Below are 24,961 nucleotides of genomic sequence, written 5' to 3' on the forward strand. Positions count from 1 at the left end.
CCGGCAGGTCCGTGACGGAGCACCGGCAGAGGACCGACAGATCACCGACGGCGGACCGCGCGGCCCGGCGGCCGGGGTGTCGGTCGCCTGTCGGTGCTTTGTCGGTGGCGGGTGTTCCCATGGGGACATGACGCGAAACGACAAGAATCCCCACGCCGTGGAGGTGCGGGGGCTGGTCAAGCACTACGGCGAGACCAAGGCCCTCGACGGGGTCGACCTGAACGTCCGGGAAGGCACCGTCCTCGGTGTCCTCGGGCCCAACGGCGCCGGCAAGACCACCCTGGTCCGCTGCCTCTCCACCCTGATCGTCCCGGACGCCGGAACGGCGACCGTCGCGGGCTACGACGTGGTCCGCCAGCCCCGGCAGCTCCGCCGCACCATAGGCCTGACCGGCCAGTACGCCTCGGTCGACGAGAAGCTCTCCGGCTGGGAGAACCTCTACATGATCGGCCGGCTGCTCGACCTGTCGCGCAAGGACGCCCGGCGGCGCACCGACGAGCTGCTGGAGCGGTTCTCGCTCACCGAGGCCGCGAAGAAGGCGGCGATGCACTACTCCGGCGGGATGCGCCGCCGTCTCGACCTGGCCGCCTCCATGATCGGCCACCCGGCCGTCCTCTACCTGGACGAGCCGACCACCGGCCTGGACCCCCGCACCCGCAACGAGGTGTGGGACGAGGTGCAGCGGATGGTCGCCGAGGGGGCCACCGTCCTGCTCACCACCCAGTACATGGAGGAGGCCGAGCAGCTCGCCGACGAGCTGACGGTCATCGACCGCGGCAAGGTCATAGCCAACGGCAAGGTGGACGAGCTGAAGGCGCGCGTCGGCGGCCGGACGCTGCGCATCCGGCCCGTCTCGGCGTCCGACCTGCCGGGGATGGCCCGTGCGCTGGCCGAGGCAGGGCTGGACGGCGTGGCCGGTTCCCAGGCCGTGCCGGACGAGGGCGTCCTGCTGGTCCCGATCCTCAGCGACCAGCAGCTGACCGCCGTGATCGGCCTGCTCGCCGGGCGCGGGTACCCGGTCGCCGACCTCTCCACCTACCTGCCCAGCCTCGACGAGGTGTTCCTGTCCATCACCGGGCACAAGCCCTCCAGCGCCGAGGACTTCTCCTCCGCCGAGCAGACCGCGGAGGTCGCCGCATGAGCACCGTGACCACGACGAAGCCCGCCGCCCGCATGTCCGCCCCGGCCCCCGGGCCCGTGCTCGCGGGCGAGGGCCGGATCGGTCTGCGGGCCAACCTGCGGCACATCGGTGCCCTGGTCCGCCGCAACGCGCTCCAGATCAAGCAGGACCCGGAGTCGATGTTCGACGTCCTGTTCATGCCGATCATCTTCACGCTGCTCTTCGTCTTCGTCTTCGGCGGCGCGATCTCGGGCAAGGGCAACCAGGCGCAGTACGTCAACTACGTGGTCCCGGGCCTGATGGCGATGATGGGCATGAACATCGCCATGGGGGTCGGCACCGGCGTCAACGACGACTTCAAGAAGGGCGTGATGGACCGCTTCCGGTCCATGCCCATAGCGCGGTCCTCGGTGCTCATAGCCAAGATCGTGGTCGAGATCGGCCGGATGATGGTCGCCATCGCGATCCTGCTCGGCGTCGGCTTCCTGCTGGGCCTGTCGATCAAGACCTCGGTGCCGGAGCTGCTCTTCTCCATCGGTCTGGCGGCCGTCTTCGGCTCCTCCCTGATGTGGATCTTCATCCTGCTCGGTCTCACCATGAAGACCCCGCAGGCGGTCCAGGGCGTGGCGATGCTGGTCCTGATGCCCCTGCAGTTCGGCAGTTCGATCTTCGCCCCGCCGTCGACGATGCCGGGCTGGCTGCAGTCCTTCACGGACTACAACCCGCTGTCCAACCTGGCCGACGCGGCCCGTGGGCTGATCAACGGCGGTCCGGTCGCCGACTCGGTCTGGATGGTCCTGGCCTGGTCGCTCCTCATCACGGCGGTCACCATGCCGCTCGCGGTCCGCAAGTTCCGTCAGAAGACCTGATCCGACGCGCCCCGGCCCGGGGCCCCTCGCGAGAACCGCGGGTCAGAACAGGGCGGCGGCCTCGTCCAGGGTGAGGCCGCCGCCCTCCGCGTACGCCTTCTCGTACGCGGTGTCCCCCAGCGCCGCCCGTGCCAGTTCCTCGGCCCGGGCGGCGTCCTCGCGTTCGGTGGTGACCGGGAAGTGGGCGGGCGGCACGTGGGCCCGGTAGGCGCCGAGGAGGCGGGCGGCGTCGTAGGAGCGCCGGTGGCCGCCGAGCGAGGCCAGTGAGAGGGCCGCGGTCATCACGTACACCGCGGGCTGGTGCGGGGCGATCATCTGCGCGAGCGGGTCCCCCATGGTCCCGGCGGCCTGCCGGAGCAGGGCGAGGGCCTCCTCGTACTCGCCGTCCTGGTTGTCCAGCCAGGCCAGGGTGCCGAGGAGGAAGCCGTCGAAGATGGCGTACGCGCCAAAGGCGAACTCCTCGCGCAACAGCACGAGCTGGGTGCGGGCCTCGGCGGTCCGGCCGGTGCGGCCGAGGCGTCCCGCGAGGAAGAGCCGGGCGGCGGGCATGGCCTCGTTGCCGTGCCGGCCCCCGGCGGCGAGGACCTCGGTGAGGATCTCCTCGCCCTCCTCGCCCTGGCCGCCCTCTATCAGGGTCCCGGCCATCCGGACCCGCAGGACGGTCACCTGGGCCCTGGCCCCGAGGCGTTCGGCGTGCTCGATGGCCGTGCGGAAGTCCTGGGTGGCCAGGGCGTACCGGCCGCGTCTCTCGCGGGCCTCGCCGCGCGCGGACAGGGCCTCGGCGCAGCCCCAGTCGTCGCCGAGCTCGCGGAAGAGGGCGAGGCTCTCCTCGGCGTCGTGGGCGGCGTCACCGTCCCAGTCGGTGCGGTTGGCCAGGATGTTGGCGCGGAACTGGAGGGCGGAGGCGAGTTCCCAGCGGTAGCCGAGGGCGCGGGCGGTGGTGACGGTCTCCTCCACGACGCGCCGGAGCAGTCCGGCCTCCCCCGCGATCATGACGGCGTAGATCCAGAGGGTGCCGGGGGCCCGGCAGGTCTGCGGGAGGCCGGGGCGGTAGACGGCGAGCACGTTGTCGACCTGGGCCTGGATCTCCTCGGAGTGCCAGCTGCCGCTGTTCTGGTCGCGGGCGGCGAGGTGGATCAGCCGGATGCCGCGCCACGCCTCGGTGAGCAGCTCGCCCGTGTAGGGCGGCGGGGTGTCCACGAGCCGCTCGTACACGGGTTCGGCGGGGGTGGAGGGCGGTGCGAAGGGGTCGGGTCCGAGGGCCGCCGCGGCGTCGGCCCAGTGGCGGGACTCGGTGCGCAGGTCGTGCATCTGCCAGTACGAGACGAGCGAGTGGACGAGGCAGAGCACCTCGTCGGTGTCGCGGGCGGCGACGGCTCGGCGCAGGGCGGTACGGAGGTTCTCGTACTCGGTGGAGAGCCGTACGGCGGCGGCGCGCTGGCCGCTGGTGCGCAGCTCCGGTTCGGTGGTGCGGGCCAGTTCCCGGTAGTGGACGAGGTGGCGGCGTTCGGTGTCGGCGCGGTCCCGGCCTGCTTCGGCGAGCCGCTCGGCGGCGTACTCGGCGACGGTCTCCAGGAGGCGGTAGCGCATGCCGTCGGCGGGGGCGGGGGCCGGTTCGGCCAGGACGAGGGACTTGTCGACGAGAAGGCCGAGAGCGGCGGTGACGTCGGTGACGTCCGAGGAGGCGTCCGCGCAGACGGCTTCGGCGGCGGTGAGGTCGCAGCCGCCCGCGAAGACCGACAGGCGGCGCAGGACGGCCCGCTCGGGGGCGGCCAGGAGTTCCCAGGACCAGTCGACGACGGCGCGCAGGGTCTGCTGGCGGGGCAGGACGGTGCGGGCGCCGCCGGTGAGGAGCCGGAAGCGGTCGTCCAGCCGGTCGGCTATCTGGCGCGGGGAGAGCAGCCGCAGCCGGGCGGCGGCGAGTTCGATCGCCAGGGGCAGTCCGTCCAGCCGTCGGCAGATCTCGGCGCCCGCTCCGGGGTCGTCCTCGACGCGGAAGCCGGGGCGGGCGGCGGCGCCCCGGTCGGCGAAGAGCCGGAGCGCGACGGGGTCGGGCAGGGGTTCCACGGGGCGCAGCGACTCGCCCGGCACGCCCAGGGGCTCGCGGCTGGTGGCCAGGACCTGGATGCCGGGGCAGTGGGTGAGGAGCCGTTCGGCCAGCTCGGCGGCGGCTCCTACGACGTGTTCGCAGTTGTCCAGGAGGAGCAGGAGGCGGCGGCGGGCGCAGTGTTCGGCGAGCCGGCCGAGGGGGTCGTCCCCGGTCCGGTCGGTCAGGGCCCGCAGTTCCTCGGCGGCGGCGCCGCGCAGCTTGGTCCCGCGCGCCCCGAGCGCGGCGAGCGCGGCTTCGGCGACGTCCTCGGGGTCGTCCACGGGGGCCAGCTCGACGAGCCACACCCCGTCGGGCCACGCGGTCTTCCCGGCCAAGGTCGCCGCGTGGGTCTCGGCGGCCTCCTGGGAGAGCCGGGTCTTGCCGGCTCCGCCGGGTCCGAGGAGGGTGACGAGGCGGGCCCGCGCGAGGTCGTCGCCGATGACCCGGATGTCCTCCTCCCGTCCGACGAAGGTGGTGAGCCGGGCCCGCAGGTTCCCCGGGGCGGGCACGGCGGCGGGCACGGGTGCGGGTGCGGGGGCCCCGGCGGGGGCTTCCGGGGCGGGTGCGGGGGCTCCGGCGGCCGGGGTCCCGGGCCGTCCGGCGGCCAGGAGCCGGGTGTGGAGGGCGCGCAGGGCGGGTCCGGGCCGCGTGCCGAGGCGGGCGGCCAGCTCCCGGCGGACGGTGTCGTAGGCGGCCAGGGCCTCGGCGGGGCGGCCGGCCTCGTGCAGCGCCCGGATGCGCAGGGCCTGCGAGGGCTCGTCCAGCGGTTCCCGCGCGCAGAGGGCGGTCAGCTCCGGCAGGACCTGCTGCGCCCGGCCCAGGGCGAGGGCGGCGGCGAGGGCGCCGCGCCGCGCGTCGGCCCGTACGGTCTCCCAGCGGGCGGCCTCGGCGACGGGGTCGGGGAGGTCGGCCAGGGCGGGGCCGCGCCAGAGGCCGAGGGCCTCCTCGTACAGCCGGGCGGCCCCGGCCGCGTCACCGGCCGCCAGGGCGGCGCCGCCGTCGCGGGCCAGTCGCTCGAAGCGGTACAGGTCGATGTCCTCGCGCGCGGCGACGAGCAGGTAGCCGCCCTCGGAGGAGGTGACGGCCGCGTGCCCGAGGGCCCGCCGCAACCGGGCGACCAGGGCCTGGAGCGCGGCGACGGCGTCGGCGGGCGGGTCCTCGTCCCAGACCTCGGCGACCAGCAGGCCCGCCGGTACCGCCCGGCCCGGCCGCAGCGCGAGCGCGGTGAGGAGGGCCCGCAGGCGCGCTCCCCCGACGGCGACGGGGGTCCCGTCGTCGTGGATGGCCTGGGCGGTGCCGAGAATCGCGTAGCGCACCGGCCCATTGTCACCGGCCCCGGGCTTCACCCCGACATCGTCCGCTCCTCCCGCGCGGGATAGGTTGCGCGGCATGGGTCATCAGGGCGGTCGCGGCGAGCGACAGATCAGTTCCGTCTTCCTCGGGGTCGTCGCGGTCATGGCGGTCACCGGCTGGGCCGTGTGGACGGACTACGCGCACAGCGCGGGGCTCGCCGTCTTCCTCTTCGTGACCTCGGCGTGGGTCGTCTCCCTCTGCCTGCACGAGTACGCGCACGCCCGCACCGCCCTGCACAGCGGTGACCTGTCGATCGGTGCCAAGGGCTACCTCACGCTGAACCCGCTGAAGTACGCGCATCCGCTGCTCAGCGTCGTGCTGCCGGTGGTCTTCGTGATCCTGGGCGGGCTGGGTCTGCCGGGCGGCGCGGTGCAGATCGAGCGGGGCCGGATCGGGGGCCGCTGGAAGCACAGCGCCATCTCGGCGGCGGGTCCGCTGACCAACGTGGTCTTCGCGGTCGTGTGCACGGCCCCGTTCTGGCTGGGCGCCCTGGACGGGGTGCCGCCCGCGTTCCGCTTCGCGCTGGCCTTCCTCGCCCTGCTCCAGGTCTCGGCGGCGATCTTGAACTTCCTGCCGGTGCCGGGGCTGGACGGCTACGGGATCATCGAGCCCTGGCTCTCCCCCCGCATCCGCCGCGAGCTGGCGCCGCTGGCGCCGTTCGCCCTGATCGGGGTGATCGCGCTGCTGTGGATTCCGGGGGTCAACGAGGTCTTCTTCGGTGTGGTGCGCGACCTGCTGTCCGTCCTGGGCGTCTCCGGCCTGGACACGTACTGCGGCCACGGCCTGTACCGCTTCTGGGAGGACGCGCGGGACTCCTTCTGCACGGTCCCGGCCTCCGGCGCCTGAGGAGGGCCGGTGATCTAGGCCGTTTCGGCGGTCTTCGCCGCCCTGGCCTTGCGCACGTAGTACCAGGCCATGTTGGACGTGAGGCCGGCCATCAGCACCCAGACGATGCCGAGGAGACTGCCCTGCGCGAAGGCGACGACGGCCGCGGCCACGGCGAGGGCGCAGACGACAACGGCGAAGACGGCAAGGCGGGGCATGGGGCGGGCTCCTCGGGGGCACGGGGCGGGTCGAGCCCCTCCAGTGTCCCCCATGCCCGCCGTGCTCCGGGGAGGGCCTCGCGGCGCTCCCCGGAGGGCCGGGCGGCCCGAACGGCGGCGGGCGGCGCGGGGCGGCTCAGACGTCGGTGACGCGCAGGCCCGCGTGGGCCTTGTAGCGGCGGTTGACGGAGATCAGGTTGGCGACGAGGGCCTCCACCTGGTGGGCGCCGCGCAGCCGTCCGGCGAAGACGCCGCGCATGCCCGGGATGCGTGCGGCCAGGGCCTGGACGAGGTCGGTGTCCGCGCGGGAGTCGCCGAGGACCAGGACGTCGGTGTCGATCTCCGCCACCGACGCGTCCTGGAGCAGGACCGCCGAGAGGTGGTGGAAGGCGGCCGTGACCCGGGAGCCGGGGAGCAGGGCCGCGGCCTGCTGGGCCGCGCTGCCCTCCTCGACCTGGAGGGCGTAGGCGCCCTGCTTGTCGAAGCCCAGCGGGTTGACGCAGTCCACGACGAGCTTGCCGGTGAGTTCCTCGCGCAGCGCTGCGAGGGTCTTGGCGTGGCCCTCCCACGGCACCGCGACGATCACGATGTCGCTGCGCCGGGCGCACTCGGCGTTGTCCGCGCCCTCCACGCCCAGGCCCAGCTCCCCGGCGGCGGCCCGCGCGCGTTCGGCGGCGCGGGAGCCGATGATCACTTTCTGGCCGGACCGGGCGAACCGGTAGGCCAGACCGCGCCCCTGGTCACCGGTGCCGCCGAGGACGCCGACGACGAGGCCGGAGACGTCCGGCAGCTCCCAGGGGTCCCTGGCCGGCGGCTTCTGCGTGCTGTCTGAGGAAGTCGGGGAAGTCATGGGGGCGAGCCTACTGCCGGGTACCGGGCCGAACGGGTGAGCCGGGCCCAACCGCTCCCGCGCCGCCGGGGGGTGGTGGAGGATGCGGCCATGGACGCCGTGAGGGTCGCGCTGCTGCGCGAGGTGCTGGCCGGTACCCAGTGGCCGGGGGCCGCGCGCCGGTTCGCCGGTTCGCTGCGGCGCTCGGTGGTGCCGGCCGGCGGGAACCTGCTGCTGGTGGGTACCGAGCAGTACGAGCCGTGGCACATGGCGGCGCACCTGGTGGACGAGGCCGCCTGGTCGGGGCTGCCGGAGCTGGCGCCGACGCTCGTGCGCCACCGGGTGCGGGCCGGGGAGCCGCCGCACCTGTCGGTGGGGCTGAGCCGGCTGGCGGCGGCCCGGCGCGGGCACACCCTGCTGGTGGTGGCCCCGGAGCGGCCGGGCGAGGGGCTGCTGGAGCGGGTGCACGACGCCCGGCGCGCGGGGGCGACCGTCCTCTCCCTGGACGGCGGGGACCCGGATCTGGGCGTGCTCGCGCACGAGGTGCTCTCGGTGCCGCAGGGCGGCGCCGAGCTGGATCTGGACACCGTCCAGCACCTGGTCAGCGCGGCGGCCGGGGAGAACAGCCTGCCGGCGCAGCGCGGGCCGGTCCGGCTGCGGGACCGGCTGGCGCGGCTGGCCGACCAGCTGACCTCGCCGCCGCCCAGCCGCTGGTGACCGCGCGGGGCCGGGGCCCCCGGCCCGGGGCCGCTACCGGCGGCTGGGCGGCGGCTCCGGCCGGGGTCAGGGCGCGGGTGTGGTGCCGTCGCCCTCCTCGCGGGGCGTGTCGTTCCACTTGGGGTCGTTCTGCCATTCGAGGTTGCGCTCCTGCGCGGTCTCCATGGCGTGGTTCGCCTCCTCCGGGGTGGCGTAGGGACCGAAGCGGTCCTTGGCCGGGCACTCCGGGCCTTCCTCGACCTTCTTGTGGACGAGGCAGTAGTACCACTCGCCCGCTTTCCCCACCTGGCGCTTCTTGAACAGGGCCATCGTCGTCGGGCTCCTCTCGGTACCGCTCTCTGCCGCCATGCTGCCCCATCCCCGCTGGATACACTCGTCTGCATGTCTGGCCAGTCACTGCTCGTACCAGGCGAGCTCTCCCCCGTCCGTTCCGTTCCCGGAAACATCCGCCGGCCCGAGTACGTGGGCAAGCCCGCGCCCACGCCGTACACCGGACCGGAGGTGCAGACGGCCGAGACCATCGCGGCCATGCGCACCGCCGGCCGGATCGCCGCGCAGGCGATGGCGGAGGCCGCCAAGCTGATCGCGCCGGGGGTGACCACCGACGAGCTGGACCGGGTCGCGCACGCGTACATGTGCGACCACGGCGCCTACCCCTCGACGCTGGGCTACCGGGGCTTCCCGAAGTCGCTGTGCTCCTCGGTCAACGAGGTCATCTGTCACGGCATCCCCGACTCGACCGTCCTGCGCGACGGCGACATCGTGAACCTCGACGTGACCGCGTACATCGGCGGGGTGCACGGCGACAACAACGCCACCTACCTGTGCGGGGAGGTGGACGAGGAGTCGCGGCTGCTGGTGGAGCGGACCCGCGAGGCGCTGAACCGGGCGATCAAGGCGGTCAGGCCGGGCCGCCAGATCAACATCATCGGCCGGGTCATCGAGTCGTACGCGAAGCGGTTCGGCTACGGCGTGGTCCGGGACTTCACCGGGCACGGCATCAATTCTTCCTTCCACTCCGGCCTGATCGTCCCGCACTACGACAGCCCGCACGCCACCACCGTCATCGAGCCCGGCATGACCTTCACCATCGAGCCGATGCTGACGCTGGGCACCCACGAGTACGACATGTGGGAGGACGGCTGGACGGTCGTCACCAAGGACCGCAAGCGGACCGCGCAGTTCGAGCACACGCTCGTGGTGACGGACACCGGGGCCGAGATCCTGACCCTGCCGTGACCCGGGACGTCTCCCGGTCCGGGAGACGCGCCGGGAGAGGGTCAGTTTTTACCGACAGGCCGTCGGGAACGGATTGACTTAGGCATACCTAAGTAGGAAGATCAGGCGTGGCGGCGGTGCTGCCACGTCTGTTTCCCCTTTCTCCGGAGGTCCGTTGTGGACGCCTTCTCTACGGTCATCCGCGTCGCGTCGCACGAGCAGCACACCGAGGCCGAGACCTCGACGTTCATGAGCGACCTGCTCGGCGGACGGCTCGGCGTGGACGCCTACACCCGCTACACCGAACAGCTGTGGTTCGTGTACCGGGCCCTGGAGGACGCGGCCGGTTCCCTGGCCGACGACCCGGTGGCCGGGCCGTTCATCCAGCCCGAGCTGATGCGGGTCGCCGAGATCGAGCGCGACCTCGCGCACCTGCTCGGCCCCGAATGGCGCGCGACCGTGGTGGCGCTGCCCGCGACCCGGGCGTACGCGGACCGCGTGGCCCGGTGCGCGGCCGAATGGCCGGGCGGATACGTCGCCCACCACTACACCCGCTACCTGGGCGACCTCTCCGGCGGCCAGATCATCCGCGACAAGGCGGAGCGGACCTGGGGGTTCGAGCGCAAGGGCGACGGCGTGCGGTTCTACGTCTTCGCGGACATCTCCAACCCGGCGGCCTTCAAGCGGGGCTACCGCGAGCTGCTGGACGCGATCGACGCGGACGACCTGGAGAAGCAGCGCATCATCGACGAGTGCAAGCGCGCCTTCGACTTCAACGGCGCGGTCTTCCGCGAGCTGGGCGACCGCTTCCCGCTCACCGCGTAGCCCCTGCGGGGTGCTCCACAGGGGGCCGGGGCGGGGGGGGGCGCCCCGGCCCCCGCCCCCCCCGGGGGCCCCCCGGCGCCCCCCCCCCGCCCCCCGCCGGGGGGGGGCCCCCGGGGGGGGCGGGCGGGGGCCCCCCCCCCCCCCCCCGGCCCCCTGCCGTCGCCCCGCCGTCGCCCCGCACCGTCCCCGCGCCGGTCAGAGGCCGGGGGCGTCCGGGGCGAAGCGGACGCGGCCACCGATCTCGATCGTGCCGTCCGGGCCGGGGGCGGTGAGGATCTGCGAGCCCGCGCCCTGGGTGATGTTCAGGGCCCGGTCCAGCTGGGCGGTCAGCAGGAGCGCCGCCGAGCCGGTGGCCTCGTCCTCGACGACACGCATCCCGGGGCAGGCCCCGGGACCGCAGGAGCGGCCGTCGCCGCACGCATGTCTGCGGGGGAAGCCGCGGGCGCGGACACGGCCCGCCGTCTCGTCCTCCCAGGCCCAGGCGTACAGCCAGCCCTCGCCCGGCGGCGGGGCGGGCAGCGCCTCGACCTCGGCGGCGCTCGCGTACTGCTCGGTGCGCTTGCCCTCGACCCATTCGGCGCGGGCCGTGATCCAGGTGAACTCCCCGTCGTCGCGGGCCCATACGGGCCCGGCCGGCGGCCGTAGCTCCTCGATGTCCAGCAGCCAGGCGACCCCGACCAGCGGATGCCCCGCGAAGGACATCCGCGTGCCGGGGGTGTGGATGTCGACGACCCCGCGTTCGGGGTCGTCGACGAACACCGTCTCGCTGTAGCCGAGTTCGGCGGCGAGCGCCTGCCGGGACGCGTCGTCCGGGCAGGTCCGGCCGTCGCGGACGACTCCGAGCAGGTTGCCGTGGCGGCCGTCACCCGCGCAGAAGACCCTGAGCACGTCGAGATCGTTCACGCCGGAATTGAAACACGGTTCGGTTGCGGTCGGCCCGGCCGGAGCCGGGCCGTACCGTCAGAGCCGGGCCGTACGGCGGCGGCGGGCCAGGTACACCGCGCCCGCGCCGGCCGCGACGACCGTGCCGGAGGCGGCGAGCAGGGCCGCGGCCGGGAGTTCGGCGCCCGTGGCGGCGAGGTTGCCGCCCGCGGAACCGCCGACCGAGCCGCCCGCGGAGCCGGAACCGGAGCCGCCGACCGAGCCGGAGCCGCCCGTCGTGCCGGCGCCCGTGGTGGTGCCGGGGGAGCCGCCCGTGGTCCCCGTACCGCCGGTGGTGGGCGCGGGCGGGAGGACGGCGTCCTTGTCCACGGCCACGGAGAGGTTCAGCGCGTCCATCGGCCTGCCCGGCTTGTAGTCGTCGTGGACCGAGCCGTCGTTGGCGAACGCGGCCGAGCCCTGTTCGGTGAAGACCGCGGGGACCTGGGCGAGTTCCAGCAGCCCGTTCTTGGTCGTGTAGTCCGTCGCCGACAGGTCGAGCGTGGCGAAGGGGACGTCCTTCTTGACGCCCGTCGCGGTCCTGACGTCCAGGACCAGGGTGCCGGTCCTGCCGTCCGCGACGACCCGGATGTTGCTGAAGGCCAGGTCGAGTCCGTGGCCGGGGAAGTGGAACCGCAGGTCGCCCTCGAAGGCGGCGGCCAGCTTCCGCGCCTTGGCGTCCAGCTCGCCCTTGCCGAAGGCGAAGGAGAAGGTGGTGCCGCTCCTGGCGGCCCCGCCGCCGGGGGTGATGGTGCCGGAGGGGTTCGCCGGGTCGCCGATGACGTACCTGCGGAACGATTCCTTCACCCCCCAGACCAGCCTGCCGCTGAGGACCTTCTGCGGGCCGTCCGCCGCCGGGGGCGAGGTCTGCGTGGCGGTGGGGGCCGGGGAGTTGGTGGTCTCCGGGACCAGGGGGGCGGTACCGGTCCCCGTCGGGTCGGGGGCGGTGGTGGGCGCGGTGGGCTCGGGCACCACCGGCGGGGTCTCGAACTTCAGCGCCGCGGTCAGCGGGTCGCCCGCGAGGCCCTTGTAGCGGGAGGAGCCGAGCTGGTCGGCGGCCTCCTGGGTGAGGGTCGTGGTCAGGCTCTCCATCGACCGGCCGCCGAAGGCCACGTCCGCGAGCGGGACGTCCTGCGCGGTCGCCCCGCTCTTGGTGACGTCGGCGGTGACCTTCTTGGTCCCGGTGTCGATGCGGAGGTCGGAGAGGGTGACCTCGAAGCCGTGGCCGGCCGGCGGGGCGGGGGAGGTGAAGGTGACGCTGCCCTTGAAGGCGGCCTTCACCACGTGCCCGGCGGCCGGGTCGTACTGGCCGGTGGGCGCGCCGAACCGGAAGCTGCCGTCCGGGTTGACGGTGGCCCCGTCGGCGGCGGTTGCCCTGCCCTTCGCCATGCCGGTGACGTAGTCCCGGTAGGACTTGACCACACCCCAGTCGAGCGTGCCCGCGATGATCTTCAACGGGGCGGGCGGGGCCCCGCCCGCCTTGGGCACGAGGCCCGGGGCGGCGGCCCGGTCGGCGGCCCGGTCGGCGGCCGGGGCGGTGTCCGTGGAGGTCGCGGCGGTCGCGGGCAGGACGAAGGCTCCGGTGCCGAGGGCGGCGGCGGTCAGGATGGCTGCGGCGACGGTGATCGAGCGGCGGGGGGAGGTCATGACGGTGGATCTCCTGAGCAGAACTGAGCAGAACGGTGAAGAGGGAGAAGGGAAAAGGGAAGAGGGGGGAACAGGGAGAGGGAGGAGGGAGGGGAGGAAGGTGTGTGTGGGGGGGGTGGGGGTGAGGTGAGGGGGGGTCAGCGCTGCTGCGCGTCGGTGGGGCCGGGGGCGGCGGGGCCGGTCGCCTCCCCGGAAGCGGAAGCGGAAGCAGCGGCGGTGGCGGCGGTGCGGCGCTTGCGGAGCACCAGGAAGATCACCCCGCCCGCCAGGACCAGCAGGGCCACGCCCAGGGCCACGTACAGCCCGGCGGCCGGGGACTGCCGCGCGGCGGCGGTGGGCACGGGCTCCTGCGAGGGCGCGGCGGTGGCCGGGGCGGGCGGCGTGGGCGTCGGCGGGGCCGTGGAGCCCAGGTCGGGCAGGGCGGGCAGTTGCGCGGTGGCGTCGAGGGCGACGGCGAGCGAGACGGGGTCCATCTCGGTGCCCGCCTTGTACATGGAGCCGAAGGCCTGGGAGCCGCCCTCGGTGAGGGTGGCCGGGGCTTCGGTGAGGGTGGCGAGCCGGCCCTCGGTCTTCATGCCCTTGGCGTCGAACTCGATGAGGGGGACGGCGTTCTTCGTGGCCCCGGCGGTGGTGACGTCGGCGGTCAGGACGCCCTTGCCGTTCTCCACGGCGACGCCCATCCGGCCGAGTTTCAGGTCCAGGTGGGCGCCGGTGAAGTGGACGGTTCCGGCGAAGGCGGCGGCCAGGGCGCCCTTCGCGGGGTCGTAGGAGCCCTTGCCCTGCGGGAAGCGGAAGAGGGCGCCGCCGTCCTGGGCGCCTTCGGCCAGGGTCCACCGGCCCTGCCCGATGGAGCCGGTGACGTACTCGCGGAAGGTGCGGCGCACGCCCCAGTCGACGGCGGCGTCGGCGAAGGCGCCCTGTGTGGGCGCGGTGGACGGGGCCTGCTCGGTGGCGGGCGGCTGCGTGGGCCGGGGCTGCTGGGCGGGCTGTCCGGCGGCCGGGGCCAGGACGTCGGCGGAGAGCGAGACGGGGTCGAGCTGGACCCCGGCCGCGTAGTAGCCGGCGAAGGAGGTCGCGCCCTGTTCGGTGAGGGTGGCGGGGATGTTGGTGAGGGCGATCGGGGAAGTGCCGCCCCTCATGTCGATCCCGCCGAGGCCGAGCCGGGCGAAGGGCACCTGGGACTGGGTGCTGACCGCACCGCTGCCCTTGGCCTTGCTGGTGACGTCCAGGTACAGGGTGCCGTCGCCGCCGGAGATCCTGACGGTGGGACGGCTGACGGTCATGTCCAGCTCGTGGGTGCCGTCGGGCTTCTGGTGGCCGGTGAAGGTCACGCCGCCGGTGAAGGTGGCGCTGAACTCGCCGGAGTCGGGGTCGTAGGAGCCGGTCGCCGAGTGGAAGCGGAACAGGCTGCCGCCGACGGTGGCGGCTCCGCTCTTCAGCTGGAAACCGCCTTTCGCGACCGGGCCGGTGACATAACTCTGGAAGGAGGACTTCAGGCCCCAGTCCAGCCGACCCCCCTGGACGGTGCGGCCCGCGGCCTGCGCGGCGGTGGCCGGGAGCAGGGCTCCCAGCAGGGCCGCCAACAGGGCGACGGCACACACACGGACGGGTCTTGCGGACATGAATGTCCCCTCCAGGGTCTGGCAAACAAGGTTAGGCTAACCTAAGCTATCCCGGTCGGGGTGAGGAACCCCCCGGTCACCAGAACTCCAGTCGGACGATCAGGACGGTGCCTTCGTGCCTACGCCCGCCGCGTCACACCGCTTCCCCCGTATCGCGCTCGCCGTGGCCGCCCTGGCCCTGGCCGTGACGGGCTGCGGAGGTACGGCCACCACCACCCCGGACGCAACCGTTCCGGGCGCCCCCGCCCGCTCCGCGACCGCCCCGGACCGGGTCGAACCGCTCGCCCCCGCACCCGTCCCGGCCCTGCCGGTGACCGTCGCCTCGGCGGACGGCGCCCGGGTGAGCGTCACCTCGGCGGAGCGGCTGGTCCCGCTGACCGGCAGCCTCAACGAGATCGTCCACACCCTGGGCCTGGGCGGGCAGGTCGTCGCCCGTGACATCACCGCCACCTTCGAACAGGCCGCCGCGCTGCCGGTGGTGACGCGGGGCCACGACGTCTCCGCCGAGAGCGTGCTCTCGCTGCGCCCGACCCTGGTCCTCGCGGAGACCACCACCGGCCCCGCCGAGGCGATCCAGCAGATCCGCGACGCCGGCGTCCCGGTGCTGGTGATCGCCCCCGCCAAGGCGCTGGAGGACGTACCCCGGCGGATCGGGGCCGTGGCCGCCGCACTCGGCGTCCAGGAGGCCGGGACCGCGCTCAACCGGCGCACCGCCGAACGGATCGACGCCGTCCGCGAGGAGATCCCGGCCGCCTCCGGCAAGAAGCCCCGGGTCGCCTTCCTCTACCTGCGCGGCACCGCCTCCGTCTACCTGCTGGGCGGCTCCGACTCCGGCGCCGCCTCGCTGCTGGAGGCGGCGGGCGCGGTGGACACCGGCAAGGAGTCCGGACTCGGCAAGGACTTCACCCCGATCACCAGCGAGGCCTTGGCCGCCGCCGCCCCGGACGCGATCCTGGTCATGTCCAAGGGCCTCACCTCGGTCGGCGGGGTCGACGGCCTGGTCAAGATCCCCGGCGTGGCCCAGACTCCCGCGGGCATGGACCGCCGCGTGATCGCCGTCGACGACGGCGTCCTGCTCAACTACGGCCCCCGCACCGACCAGGTGCTCTCCTCCCTGGTCACCCAGCTCTACGGCAAGGCTTCCTGACGTGCCCCTCTCCTACGAGCCCACCCGCGCCCCGGACACCGGGGCCCCCGGGACCCCCTCGCCCGGCACGGCCCCCGACGCACCGGTGGCCGCGGCCCCCGGCGGCGGCCCGGCCCGGGAGGCCGACGGGGACGCCCCCCGCCGGGGCTCCGCGCGGACCACGCTGCTCCTGACCGGGGCCCTCGTCGCCGCCCTCCTCGTCCTCGCGCTCGTCTCCGCGGGCAGCGGCGCCTACGCCATCCCCCTGGGCGACGTGCTCGCCTCCGTCCAGCACCGGGCCGGGCTCGGCGGGGCCCCGCTCGACCGGGTCGGGGAGAGCGTGCTGTGGAACGTCCGGCTGCCGCGCGTCGTGCTCGCGCTGCTCGTCGGCGCCTCCCTCGGCTGCGCGGGCGCGCTCATGCAGGGCGTCTTCGGCAACCCGCTCGCCGAGCCCGGCGTCATCGGGATCTCGGCGGGCGCGGCCGTCGGCGCCGTCGCCGCCATCGCGCTCGGGCTCACCTTCTTCGGCAACTGGACCGTTCCCCTCTGCGCGTTCGTCGCGGGCCTGGTCACCGTCAGCGCCGTCTACCTGCTCTCCCGCGACGGCGGCCGGACCGAGGTCGTCACCCTCATCCTCACCGGCATCGCCGTCAACGCCTTCGCCGGAGCCCTCATCGGCCTGTTCATCTTTTTCGCGGACAGCGGCCAGGTCAACCAGATCACCTTCTGGCAGCTCGGCTCCCTCGCCCAGGCCACCTGGCCCAAGGTGCTCGCCGTCCTGCCCTGCGCCGCCGCCGGACTGCTCGCCGCCCCCTTCTACGCCCGCCGGCTCGACCTCCTCGCGCTCGGCGAACGGCCCGCCCGCCACCTCGGCGTCGACGTGGAACGGCTGCGCCTCGCCCTCGTCCTGGTCGTCGCCCTGCTCACGGCCGCCGCCGTCGCCGTCGCCGGGGTCATCACCTTCATCGGGCTGCTCGTGCCGCACCTGCTGCGCATGGCCAACGGCCCCGGCCACCGTTTCCTGGTGCCCGGCAGCGCGCTCGGCGGGGCCGTGGTCCTCGTCGCCGGGGACCTGGCCGCCCGTACCCTCGCCCAGCCCGCCGAGCTGCCGCTCGGTGTCCTGACCGCCCTGATCGGCAGCCCGTTCTTCTTCTGGCTGCTGCGCCGCACCCGCCGCAAGCAAGGAGGCTGGGCATGACCGGCACGCTGAGCACGCTCCTGCGCCGGGGCCGGCGCGAGGTCCCGGCCCGGCCCGCCCCCGGCGCGCCCTTCGCCGGGGCCGAGGGGCTCCACGTACGGCTCGGACGGCGCGAGGTGCTGGCCGGGATCACCCTGACCGCGCGGGCCGGTGAGGTCCTGGCCCTGGTCGGGCCGAACGGCGCCGGGAAGTCCACCCTGCTCGCCGCGCTCGCCGCGGACCTGCCGGCCGACTCGGGGGCCGTACGGATCGACGGGCGCCCGGTCGGCGCGTGGAGCGCCCCCGAACTCGCCCTGCGCCGCTCCGTCCTGCCCCAGGCCGCCGCGCTCTCCTTCCCCTTCCCGGTGCGGGACGTGGTCCGGATGGGCCGCGCCCCCTGGGCCGGGACCCCGCTCGCCGACACGGACGAGGAGGCGGTGGCCGCCGCCATGGCCGCCACCGAGGTGGCCGGTTTCGCCGCCCGCCCCTTCAGCGCGCTCTCCGGCGGGGAGAAGGCCCGGGTCGCGCTGGCCCGCGTGCTGGCCCAGCGGGCCCCGCTGATGCTCCTCGACGAGCCGACCGCCGCCCTGGACCTGCGCCACCAGGAACTGGTGCTGCGGCTCTGCCGGGAGCGGGCGGCGGCCGGGGACGCGGTCGTCGTCGTCCTGCACGACCTGGGCCTGGCCGCCGCCTACGCGGACCGGGCCGCCGTCCTGCACGGCGGGCGGATCGCGGCGCAGGGGCCCCCGGACGAGGTGTTCGAGGACGCGCTCCTCAGCCGGGTCTACCGGCAGCCGGTGGAGGTGCTCCCGCACCCGCGCACCGGGGCCCCGCTGGTGATCCCCGTACGGGGTGCGCGGGCGGGCGTGGAAACGGGCCGGGGAACAGGCCGGGGAACAGGCCGGGAAAGAGGTCCGGAAGCGGGCGCGGAGCGGGCGGCCGGAGCGGGCGCGAGGGTGATTTGACCGCTGCTTGACCGGGTCATGGGGCCGTCATGGACGGTCTGTGACGGGCCCGTGTCCGGGGACGAAAGGTGAGAGCCGCATCACGGGGAAAGCGGGTCGGGGCCCGGCTGGCCTCGGTTAGGTTAGGTCCGCCTAACCCGCCTTTCCGTTCCCGGGACGGCCCCCCGTCAGACGTCCAGGAGCCCCCTTATGCGCCCCGCCCGCCTCACCGCCATCACCGCGGTCGCCTCCCTGGCCGCACTCACCGCCGTCACCGGCTGCGCCGAGAAGAGCGGCGCGGACGGCTCCGGCGCGCTCCGCGTCGACGCGAGCGACAGCGCGTGCGAGGTCTCCCGCACCGAGTTCCCGGCGGGCAAGGTCACCGTCGAGGTCGAGAACAAGGGCTCCAAGGTCACCGAGGTCTACGTCCTCTTCCCCGACGACCGGATCGTGGCCGAACGCGAGAACATCGGCCCCGGCACCAAGGCCACCATCACCGCCGAGATCAAGGCGGGCGACTACGCGCTGGTCTGCAAGCCCGGCATGAAGGGTGACGGCATCCGCCAGGCCGTCAGGGCCACCGGCCAGGGCGGCGGCGAGAAGCGCAGCCCCGAGCAGGACGCCGCCGTCGCCGCGTACCGCACGTACGTGCAGGAGCAGGCCGACGGGACGCTGCCGAAGGCGCGGCTCTTCGCGGACGCCGTCAAGGCCGGTGACGTGGAGGCCGCGAAGAAGGCGTACGCCCCCTCCCGGATCGGCTGGGAGCGCACCGAGCCGGTCGCGGAGTCCTTCGGCGACATCGACCCGAAGGTCGACGTCCGCGAGGACGGCCTGGAGGCCGGCCAGGAGTGGACCGGCTGGCACCGCCTGGAGAAGGCGCTGTTCCAGGACGGCAGGATCGGCGACGAGGAGAAGAAGCTCGCCGACACCCTGATGAGCGACCTCACCCAGTGGCAGAAGCGGGTCGGCCAGGCCGAGATCACCCCCACCTCGATGGCGAACGGCGCCAAGGAGCTGCTCGACGAGGTGGCCACCGGCAAGGTGACGGGCGAGGAGGAGCGCTACAGCCACACCGACCTGGTCGACTTCAAGGCCAACCTGGAAGGCGCGCAGACCTCGTACGAGCTGCTCAGGCCGGTCGCCGCGAAGAACGACCCGGAGCTGGCCAAGGTGCTGGACACCCGGTTCGCGGCGCTGGGCGCCCTGCTGGACACGTACCGCGCCGACAAGGGCTCGTACGAGTTCACCTCCTACGAGAAGGTCGGCGAGGCAGACCGCAAGAAGCTCTCCGACGGGGTGAACGCGCTGGCCGAGCCGCTGTCCAAGCTGGCCGCGGCGGTCGTGAAGTAGACGCGGGACGGCGGCGGACAGCAGACAGCGGACAGCGGCGGACGACGGCGGAGCGGGCGGGAGACCGAGAGATGGCCGAGGCACAGCAGCCGGCACCGGACCACCCGGAACCGGACAACGGCGAGGACCCGGGAACGGGCAAGGACCCCGGCAAGGACAGGGGCACGGCGACGGGCGCGGCCACCGGTGAGGGCGCGGGCGGGCGGGCCACGCCCTCGCGGCGGGCCGTCCTCGGCTGGGGCGGGGCCGGGCTGGCGCTCGGCGCCGCCACCGCCGGGGGCGCCGTCGCGGCCCTCCACGGCGGCCCGGACCCGGCGCCGGCCGCCGCCGGGACGGCCGTGCCCTTCCACGGCGCGCACCAGGCCGGGATCGCCGACGCCGTCCAGGACCGGCTGCACTTCGCGGCCTTCGACGTGACGACCGGGGACCGCGCCGAGCTGGTGCGGCTCCTGGAGGAGTGGACCGCGGCGGCCCGGCTGATGACGGCCGGTCACCCCGTCGGCGGGGGCGGCTTCGGCGGCCCGCCGCAGGCCCCGCCGGACGACACGGGCGAGGCCCTGGGCCTGAAGGCGTCCCGGCTCACCCTGACCGTCGGCTTCGGCCCGTCCCTCTTCGACCGGGACCGGTTCGCCCTGGCGCGGCGGCGCCCGCAGGCCCTGGCGGACCTGGAACCCTTCCCCGGGGACAACCTGGACCCGGCCCGCTCCGGCGGCGACCTCTGCGTCCAGGCGTGCGCCGACGACCCGCAGGTGGCCGTGCACGCCGTCCGCCAGCTGGCCAGGATCGGCTTCGGCCGGGTCGCGGTGCGCTGGTCGCAGCTCGGCTTCGGCAAGACCTCCTCGACCACGCCCGACGCGCAGACCCCGCGCAACATGATGGGGTTCAAGGACGGCACCCGCAACGTCTCCGGCACCGACCGGGCCGCGCTGGCCGAGCACGTGTGGGCCGCCCCGGGCGACGGCAGCGACTGGATGGCCGGGGGCTCCTACCTGGTCGCCCGCCGCATCCGGATGCACATCGAGACCTGGGACCGGGCCTCCCTCCAGGAACAGGAGGACGTCTTCGGCCGCGACAAGGGCGAGGGCGCCCCCGTGGGGAGGTCCGAGGAGCACGACGAGCCGTTCCTCAAGGCGATGAAACCGGACGCGCACGTCCGCCTCGCCCACCCCGACAGCAACGGCGGCGCGACGATCCTGCGCCGCGGCTACTCCTTCACCGACGGCACGGACGGGCTGGGCCGCCTCGACGCGGGCCTGTTCTTCCTCTGCTACCAGCGCGACATCCGCACCGGGTTCGTCCCGGTGCAGCGCGCCCTGGCGCGCGGCGACGCGCTCAACGCATACATCCAGCACGTGGGTTCGGCCGTCTTCGCCGTCCCGCCGGGCGTCCGTGACACGGACGACTGGTGGGGCCGGACGCTGTTCGCGTAACCCCTCCGGAGAGGAACCGCCGTGTTCGGCAATTATCTGATCGGCCTGCGCGAGGGACTGGAGGCCAGTCTGGTCGTCTGCGTCCTCGTCGCCTACCTCGTGAAGACCGGGCGGCGGGACGCGCTGGCGCCCGTCTGGACGGGCATCGCGGCCGCCTGCGCGCTCTCGCTGGCCTTCGGCGCGCTGCTCACCTTCGGCACCCGGGAACTGACCTTCGAGGCGCAGGAGCTGCTGGGCGGCACCCTGTCGGTCCTCTCGGTCGCCCTGGTGACCTGGATGGTCTTCTGGATGCGGCGCACCGCGCGGCACCTGAGGGGCGAACTGCACGGAAGGCTCGACGCGGCGCTCGCGATGGGCACCGGCGCGCTGGTGGCCACCGCGTTCCTGGCCGTGGGCCGGGAGGGGCTGGAGACCGCGCTCTTCGTGTGGGCGTCGGTCCGGGCGAGCGGCGAGGGCTCCTCGGCGCCGCTCGCCGGGGTGCTGCTGGGCATCGCCACGGCGGTCGTCCTGGGCTGGCTGTTCTACCGGGGGGCGCTGCGGATCAACCTGGCGAAGTTCTTCACCTGGACCGGGGGCATGCTGGTGGTCGTGGCCGCGGGCGTCCTCGCGTACGGGGTGCACGACCTCCAGGAGGCCCGTTTCCTGGGCGGGCTGGGCGACAGGGCGTTCGACGTCAGCGCCGCCGTCCCGCCGGACAGCTGGTACGGGACCCTGCTCAAGGGCGTCCTCAACTTCCAGCCCGACCCCACCGTCCTCCAGCTCACGGTGTGGGCGCTGTACCTGGTCCCGGTGCTGGCGCTGTTCCTGGCCCCGGCCGTGGGGCCCCGGCGGCGGAACACCGGCCCGGCGGCGGACCGGGGGTGACCCCGTGCCGGAACCGGACACCCGTCGGGGCGTCCGGCCCGGCCGGGCGCGTCAGGCCGGGCGCGTCAGGGAATCCGTACGCCCGCGCCGCCCACCCGCACCCGCGGGTCGCCGGCCCGCAGCTCGACCGTCAGGAGCCCCGGGCGGCCCATGTCCTGGCCCTGGTGCAGGGTGAGGACCGCGCTCGGCGGGACCAGGCCCAGCTCCCGGGCGTACGCGCCGAAGGCCGCCGCGGCGGCGCCGGTGGCGGGGTCCTCGACGACGCCGCCGACCGGGAAGGGGTCGCGTACGTGGAACTCTGCCGGGCCCGTGCGGTGGACCAGCTGCACGGTGGCCAGGTCCAGGCGGCGGGAGAGCCCGGCGAGCCGGTCGAAGTCGTAGTCGAGACGGGCGAGACGGTCCCGGGTGGCGGCGCCGAGCACCAGGTGCCGGGCCCCGGCGTAGGCGATCCGCGGCTCGATCGCCGGGTCCAGGTCGGCCTCGGGCCAGTCCAGCGCGGCCAGCGCCTCGGCGAGGTCGGCCGCCGCGACCTCCTCGGTGTACGGCTCGACGCTGGTCAGCACGGCCCGCAGCCCGCCGTCCCCGGCGGTGACCGTCACCGGGACGGTCCCCGCGCGCGTCGCGAAGAGCAGCTCGCCCGGCCCTGTCCGCTCGGCCAGCGCCACGGCGGTCGCCACGGTGGCGTGCCCGCAGAAGGGGACCTCGGCCACCGGGCTGAAGTACCGCACCGTGAAGGCCCGCCCGTCCGCGCCTCCCAGCCCTTCGGGCGGCGCGGTCAGGAACGCGGTCTCGCTGTACCCGAGCGAGGCGGCGACGGCGAGCATCCCCGCCTCGTCCAGCCCCGCCGCGTCGAGCACGACCCCGGCGGGGTTGCCGCCCTCGGGGTCGGCGGAGAAGGCGGCGTAGCGCAGTACTTCGGTGGCGGTCATACCGCCATGATCTGCGACGCGCCACGCCCGGGCACATATCCCCGGCGGCCGTCGCCCGCCGGTGGCGGGCTGTCCACAGGTGCCCCGGGCAACTGAGAGCATGGACCGGCCAGGGGTGTGAAAACAAGACAACAAGACAAGCAGACTGGAGTCCCGCATGCCGGAGAGAGGCCCCGCGACAGCCGCCCCGAACGAGCAGCCGCCCCGAACGCCCTCCGTCCCGAGGCCCGCCGCGCACCCCGAGAACGCGCCGCCCGGGACCCCCTCCGCACCGGTCGCACAGGCCCCGGCGATCTCACCGGCCACACCGGTCGCGCCGGTCGCGCCCCTGGTGGCCGCCCGCCGCACCGGACTGCTCGTCACCTTCATCCTCGGCGGGCTCACCGCCCTGCCCCCGCTCTCCATGGACATGTACCTCCCGGCCCTGCCGGAGGTCACCACCGCCCTGAACAGCCCGGCCGCCACCGTCCAGCTCACCCTGACCGCCTGCCTGGCGGGCATGGCCCTGGGCCAGCTCGTGATCGGCCCGATGAGCGACAAGTGGGGGCGGCGCAGGCCGCTGCTGGCCGGCATGGTCGTCTACGTCCTGGCCACCGCGCTCTGCGCCCTGGCCCCGACCACCGGACTGCTGATCGGTTTCCGGCTGCTCCAGGGCCTGGCCGGGGCGGCGGCGATCGTCATCGCGCGGGCCGTCGTCCGCGACCTCTACGACGGCTTCGAGATGGCCCGGTTCTTCTCCACCCTGATGCTCATATCGGGCGCGGCCCCCATCATCGCCCCGCTCATCGGCGGCCAGGTGCTCCGCTTCGCCGACTGGCGCGGGGTCTTCGTCGTCCTCACCGGTGTCGGCGCCGTCCTCACCCTCGTCGTCTGGCGCCGCCTGGACGAGACCCTGCCGCCCGGACGCCGCCAGACCGGCGGCGTCGGCGCCGCGCTGCGGACCATGCGCGGGCTCCTCGGCGACCGCGTCTTCGCGGGCTACACCCTGGCCGGCGGCTTCGCCTTCGCGGTGCTCTTCTCGTACATCGCGGCCTCGCCCTTCGTCGTGCAGGAGATCCACGGGGCGTCGCCGCAGACGTTCAGCCTGCTCTTCGGCCTCAACTCGATCGGCCTGATCATCGTCGGCCAGATCAACGGCAAGCTGCTGGTCGGCCGGGTCAGCCTGGACAAGGCCCTGACCGTCGGGCTCGGGATCATCACCCTCGCCTCGGTGGCCCTGCTGCTGATGTCCGCCGGGGTCTTCGGGAGGGTCGGGCTGGTCCCGGTCTCCGCCGGGCTGTTCGTCCTGATGTCGGCGATGGGCCTGGTCCTGCCGAACACCAACGCGCAGGCGCTGATGCGGACCCCGCACGCGGCCGGATCGGCCTCCGCGCTGCTCGGCACCTCCTCCTTCCTGATCGGGGCGATAGCCTCGCCGCTGGTCGGGATCGCGGGCGAGCGCACGGCGGTGCCGATGGCGCTGGTGCAGCTGGTGTGTTCCCTGCTGTCGGTGGGCTGCTTCCTCACCCTGTGCCGGCCGTGGCGCACCCGCGAGCCCTCCGCGCCCCTCTCCGCGTAGCCGCAGGGCCGGGGCGCCCCGGGAGCCTGAGGGGTCCCGGGCCGTCGGGGCGGGACCGGGGGCGCCGTAAACTTCCCAGGTGAACGACTCCCCCTCTGCCTTCCCCTCCGCCTTCCCCTCCGTGCCCACCAGTGCCGGGACCCTGCGCACCGCGCTGGGCGGGCTGCTCGACGGGCTCCCGCCCAAGCAGGCCACGGCCGCCGTCGAGCGGCTGATCGCCAGCTACCGGGGGCAGACCCCGACCGACGTCCCCGTGCTGCGCGACCGCTCCGACGTGGCGGCGTACGCGGCGTACCGGATGCCGGCCACCTTCGAGGCCGTACGGTCCGCCCTGGACGGCCTCGCGGAGGCGGCCCCGGGGTGGGCGCCGGCCTCGCACGTGGACGTGGGCGGCGGCACGGGCGCCGCGACCTGGGCGGTGGACGCCACCTGGGCCGGGCCCCGCGGGACCACGGTGCTGGACTGGGCGGAGCCCGCGCTCGCCCTCGGCCAGGAGCTGGCGGCGGCCTCCGGGTCCCCGGCGCTGCGCGCGGCCGAGTGGCGCAAGGCCGTCATCGGCACCGGGATCAGCCTCCCCGACGCCGATCTGGTGACGGTCTCGTACGTCCTGGGCGAGCTGACGCCCGAGGCGCGCCGGGCGGTCGTCGCCGAGGCGGCGCGGGCGGGCGGGGCCGTGGTGCTGGTCGAGCCGGGCACGCCGGAGGGCTACCTGCGCATCCGTGAGGCCCGCGACCAGCTGATCGAGGCCGGGCTGAAGGTCGCCGCCCCCTGCCCGCACGACGGGAGCTGCCCGATCGAGCCGGGCCAGGACTGGTGCCACTTCTCGGCCCGGGTGAGCCGCTCCTCCCTGCACCGGAAGGTCAAGGGCGGGTCGCTGGCCTACGAGGACGAGAAGTTCAGCTACGTGGCCGCGACGCGTTTCCCGGTGGAGCCCGCCGCCTCGCGGATCACGCGGAGGCCGCAGATCCGCAAGGGGCTCGTCCTGCTGGAGCTGTGCGGCCCGCAGGACACGGGCCTGACCCGGGCCACCGTGACCAAGCGGCACGGCGGCCTCTACAGGGCGGCGCGGGACGCCGACTGGGGCCAGGAGTGGCCGCCGCCCACCCCTGAGGGCCACGGCGACCGCCCCACGGCCCCCACGGAGCACTGACACCCGGCCGCGAACCGGCGCCCGCGCTCTTGCTCTCCATCAGCTGGGCCGGCGCCCCTCCCCGCCGACCCAGCTCAAGCAGGCGGCACGACGGGCTGGTGGGGGCGATGACGGGGATGAAGCGGGTCACCGATTTTCTGGGCACCCACACCACGTCGATAGTCTCGACGACGCCCCCCGCCA

At 74.6% G+C, this 24,961-nt stretch carries 22 protein-coding genes; 14 read left to right on the plus strand and 8 right to left on the minus strand.

Annotated features, from left to right (window positions below; translation table 11 throughout):
- Positions 1 to 127: 127 nt before the first annotated feature.
- Both ACIA5F_RS08325 and ACIA5F_RS08330 read left to right on the plus strand, forming a co-directional pair.
- Positions 128 to 1,141 carry an ATP-binding cassette domain-containing protein gene (locus tag ACIA5F_RS08325; protein ID WP_399350483.1) on the plus strand — a complete coding sequence of 338 codons (1,014 nt, stop codon included), beginning with the start codon at positions 128 to 130 and terminating at the stop codon, positions 1,139 to 1,141.
- Entirely contained in the window at positions 1,138 to 1,989 is an 852-nt protein-coding gene (locus tag ACIA5F_RS08330; RefSeq protein WP_399350485.1) for an ABC transporter permease, read from the plus strand. The genes ACIA5F_RS08325 and ACIA5F_RS08330 overlap by 4 nt, the downstream gene beginning before the upstream one ends.
- Positions 1,990 to 2,031: 42 nt before the next feature.
- Here the strand turns inward: ACIA5F_RS08330 and ACIA5F_RS08335 are convergent, their stop codons facing one another.
- The gene (locus ACIA5F_RS08335) at positions 2,032 to 5,394 is read right to left on the minus strand and encodes an AfsR/SARP family transcriptional regulator (protein WP_399350487.1); all 3,363 of its coding nucleotides are present in this window, start codon (positions 5,392 to 5,394) and stop codon (positions 2,032 to 2,034) included.
- Between the two features lie 73 nt (positions 5,395 to 5,467).
- Here ACIA5F_RS08335 and ACIA5F_RS08340 point away from each other — a divergent pair, with 73 nt between their 5' ends.
- A complete protein-coding gene (locus ACIA5F_RS08340; RefSeq protein WP_399350489.1) occupies positions 5,468 to 6,277 on the plus strand; it encodes a site-2 protease family protein in 810 nt (269 codons plus the stop codon).
- 14 nt (positions 6,278 to 6,291) lie between these two features.
- On the opposite strand, the gene ACIA5F_RS08345 is transcribed toward ACIA5F_RS08340, so the two are convergent.
- The gene (locus tag ACIA5F_RS08345; protein ID WP_399350491.1) at positions 6,292 to 6,474 is read right to left on the minus strand and encodes a hypothetical protein; all 183 of its coding nucleotides are present in this window, start codon (positions 6,472 to 6,474) and stop codon (positions 6,292 to 6,294) included.
- A gap of 136 nt (positions 6,475 to 6,610) precedes the next feature.
- Positions 6,611 to 7,324 (minus strand): NADPH-dependent F420 reductase, encoded by a 714-nt coding sequence (gene npdG / locus ACIA5F_RS08350; RefSeq protein ID WP_399350493.1) that lies wholly within the window; start codon positions 7,322 to 7,324, stop codon positions 6,611 to 6,613.
- A gap of 90 nt (positions 7,325 to 7,414) precedes the next feature.
- Here npdG and ACIA5F_RS08355 point away from each other — a divergent pair, with 90 nt between their 5' ends.
- Entirely contained in the window at positions 7,415 to 8,020 is a 606-nt protein-coding gene (locus ACIA5F_RS08355; RefSeq protein WP_399350495.1) for a hypothetical protein, read from the plus strand.
- A gap of 66 nt (positions 8,021 to 8,086) precedes the next feature.
- Here the strand turns inward: ACIA5F_RS08355 and ACIA5F_RS08360 are convergent, their stop codons facing one another.
- Positions 8,087 to 8,329, minus strand: a complete 243-nt coding sequence (locus ACIA5F_RS08360) for a hypothetical protein (RefSeq protein WP_399350496.1) — start codon at positions 8,327 to 8,329, stop codon at positions 8,087 to 8,089.
- 72 nt (positions 8,330 to 8,401) lie between these two features.
- Here ACIA5F_RS08360 and map point away from each other — a divergent pair, with 72 nt between their 5' ends.
- Positions 8,402 to 9,259: a type I methionyl aminopeptidase gene (gene map / locus ACIA5F_RS08365; RefSeq protein WP_399350498.1), complete on the plus strand. Its 858-nt coding sequence runs from the start codon at positions 8,402 to 8,404 to the stop codon at positions 9,257 to 9,259.
- Between the two features lie 156 nt (positions 9,260 to 9,415).
- Entirely contained in the window at positions 9,416 to 10,063 is a 648-nt protein-coding gene (locus tag ACIA5F_RS08370; protein WP_399350500.1) for a heme oxygenase (biliverdin-producing), read from the plus strand.
- A 195-nt stretch (positions 10,064 to 10,258) separates the two neighbouring features.
- On the opposite strand, the gene ACIA5F_RS08375 is transcribed toward ACIA5F_RS08370, so the two are convergent.
- From ACIA5F_RS08375 to ACIA5F_RS08385, 3 genes are all read right to left on the minus strand, one after another.
- Positions 10,259 to 10,966 carry a PhzF family phenazine biosynthesis protein gene (locus tag ACIA5F_RS08375; RefSeq protein WP_399350502.1) on the minus strand — a complete coding sequence of 236 codons (708 nt, stop codon included), beginning with the start codon at positions 10,964 to 10,966 and terminating at the stop codon, positions 10,259 to 10,261.
- Between the two features lie 57 nt (positions 10,967 to 11,023).
- Positions 11,024 to 12,628, minus strand: coding sequence for an HtaA domain-containing protein (locus ACIA5F_RS08380; protein ID WP_399350504.1), 1,605 nt, complete (start codon positions 12,626 to 12,628; stop codon positions 11,024 to 11,026).
- A gap of 137 nt (positions 12,629 to 12,765) precedes the next feature.
- Positions 12,766 to 14,250, minus strand: a complete 1,485-nt coding sequence (locus ACIA5F_RS08385; protein ID WP_399350506.1) for an HtaA domain-containing protein — start codon at positions 14,248 to 14,250, stop codon at positions 12,766 to 12,768.
- A 115-nt stretch (positions 14,251 to 14,365) separates the two neighbouring features.
- On the opposite strand from ACIA5F_RS08385, the gene ACIA5F_RS08390 reads away from it, so the two are divergent.
- The 6 genes from ACIA5F_RS08390 (at position 14,366) to efeU (ending at position 21,141) form a co-directional block, all read left to right on the plus strand.
- A complete protein-coding gene (locus tag ACIA5F_RS08390) occupies positions 14,366 to 15,397 on the plus strand; it encodes a hemin ABC transporter substrate-binding protein (RefSeq protein WP_399350508.1) in 1,032 nt (343 codons plus the stop codon).
- Positions 15,398 to 15,482: 85 nt separating this feature from the next.
- On the plus strand, positions 15,483 to 16,574 hold the full coding sequence (locus ACIA5F_RS08395; protein WP_399350797.1) for a FecCD family ABC transporter permease: 1,092 nt from the start codon (positions 15,483 to 15,485) through the stop codon (positions 16,572 to 16,574).
- Positions 16,571 to 17,518, plus strand: coding sequence for a heme ABC transporter ATP-binding protein (locus tag ACIA5F_RS08400; protein ID WP_399350510.1), 948 nt, complete (start codon positions 16,571 to 16,573; stop codon positions 17,516 to 17,518). Before ACIA5F_RS08395 ends, ACIA5F_RS08400 begins: the two co-directional genes overlap by 4 nt.
- Positions 17,519 to 17,707: 189 nt before the next feature.
- Positions 17,708 to 18,847, plus strand: a complete 1,140-nt coding sequence (gene efeO, locus ACIA5F_RS08405; RefSeq protein WP_399350512.1) for an iron uptake system protein EfeO — start codon at positions 17,708 to 17,710, stop codon at positions 18,845 to 18,847.
- A gap of 71 nt (positions 18,848 to 18,918) precedes the next feature.
- Complete coding sequence (gene efeB / locus ACIA5F_RS08410) at positions 18,919 to 20,277, plus strand: iron uptake transporter deferrochelatase/peroxidase subunit (RefSeq protein ID WP_399350514.1); 1,359 nt, start codon at positions 18,919 to 18,921, stop codon at positions 20,275 to 20,277.
- A 21-nt stretch (positions 20,278 to 20,298) separates the two neighbouring features.
- A complete protein-coding gene (gene efeU, locus ACIA5F_RS08415; RefSeq protein ID WP_399350516.1) occupies positions 20,299 to 21,141 on the plus strand; it encodes an iron uptake transporter permease EfeU in 843 nt (280 codons plus the stop codon).
- Between the two features lie 65 nt (positions 21,142 to 21,206).
- On the opposite strand, the gene ACIA5F_RS08420 is transcribed toward efeU, so the two are convergent.
- A complete protein-coding gene (locus ACIA5F_RS08420; protein WP_399350518.1) occupies positions 21,207 to 22,070 on the minus strand; it encodes a PhzF family phenazine biosynthesis protein in 864 nt (287 codons plus the stop codon).
- Positions 22,071 to 22,227: 157 nt separating this feature from the next.
- Between ACIA5F_RS08420 and ACIA5F_RS08425 the strand changes: the two genes are divergently transcribed.
- Both ACIA5F_RS08425 and ACIA5F_RS08430 read left to right on the plus strand, forming a co-directional pair.
- Entirely contained in the window at positions 22,228 to 23,628 is a 1,401-nt protein-coding gene (locus ACIA5F_RS08425) for a Bcr/CflA family efflux MFS transporter (RefSeq protein ID WP_399350520.1), read from the plus strand.
- Positions 23,629 to 23,707: 79 nt separating this feature from the next.
- Positions 23,708 to 24,778, plus strand: coding sequence for a small ribosomal subunit Rsm22 family protein (locus tag ACIA5F_RS08430; protein ID WP_399350521.1), 1,071 nt, complete (start codon positions 23,708 to 23,710; stop codon positions 24,776 to 24,778).
- The last annotated feature ends 183 nt before the right edge of the window (positions 24,779 to 24,961 follow it).

The organism is Streptomyces sp. NPDC051567, assembly GCF_044454165.1.
In the GTDB taxonomy this organism is placed as follows: Bacteria; Actinomycetota; Actinomycetes; order Streptomycetales; family Streptomycetaceae; genus Streptomyces.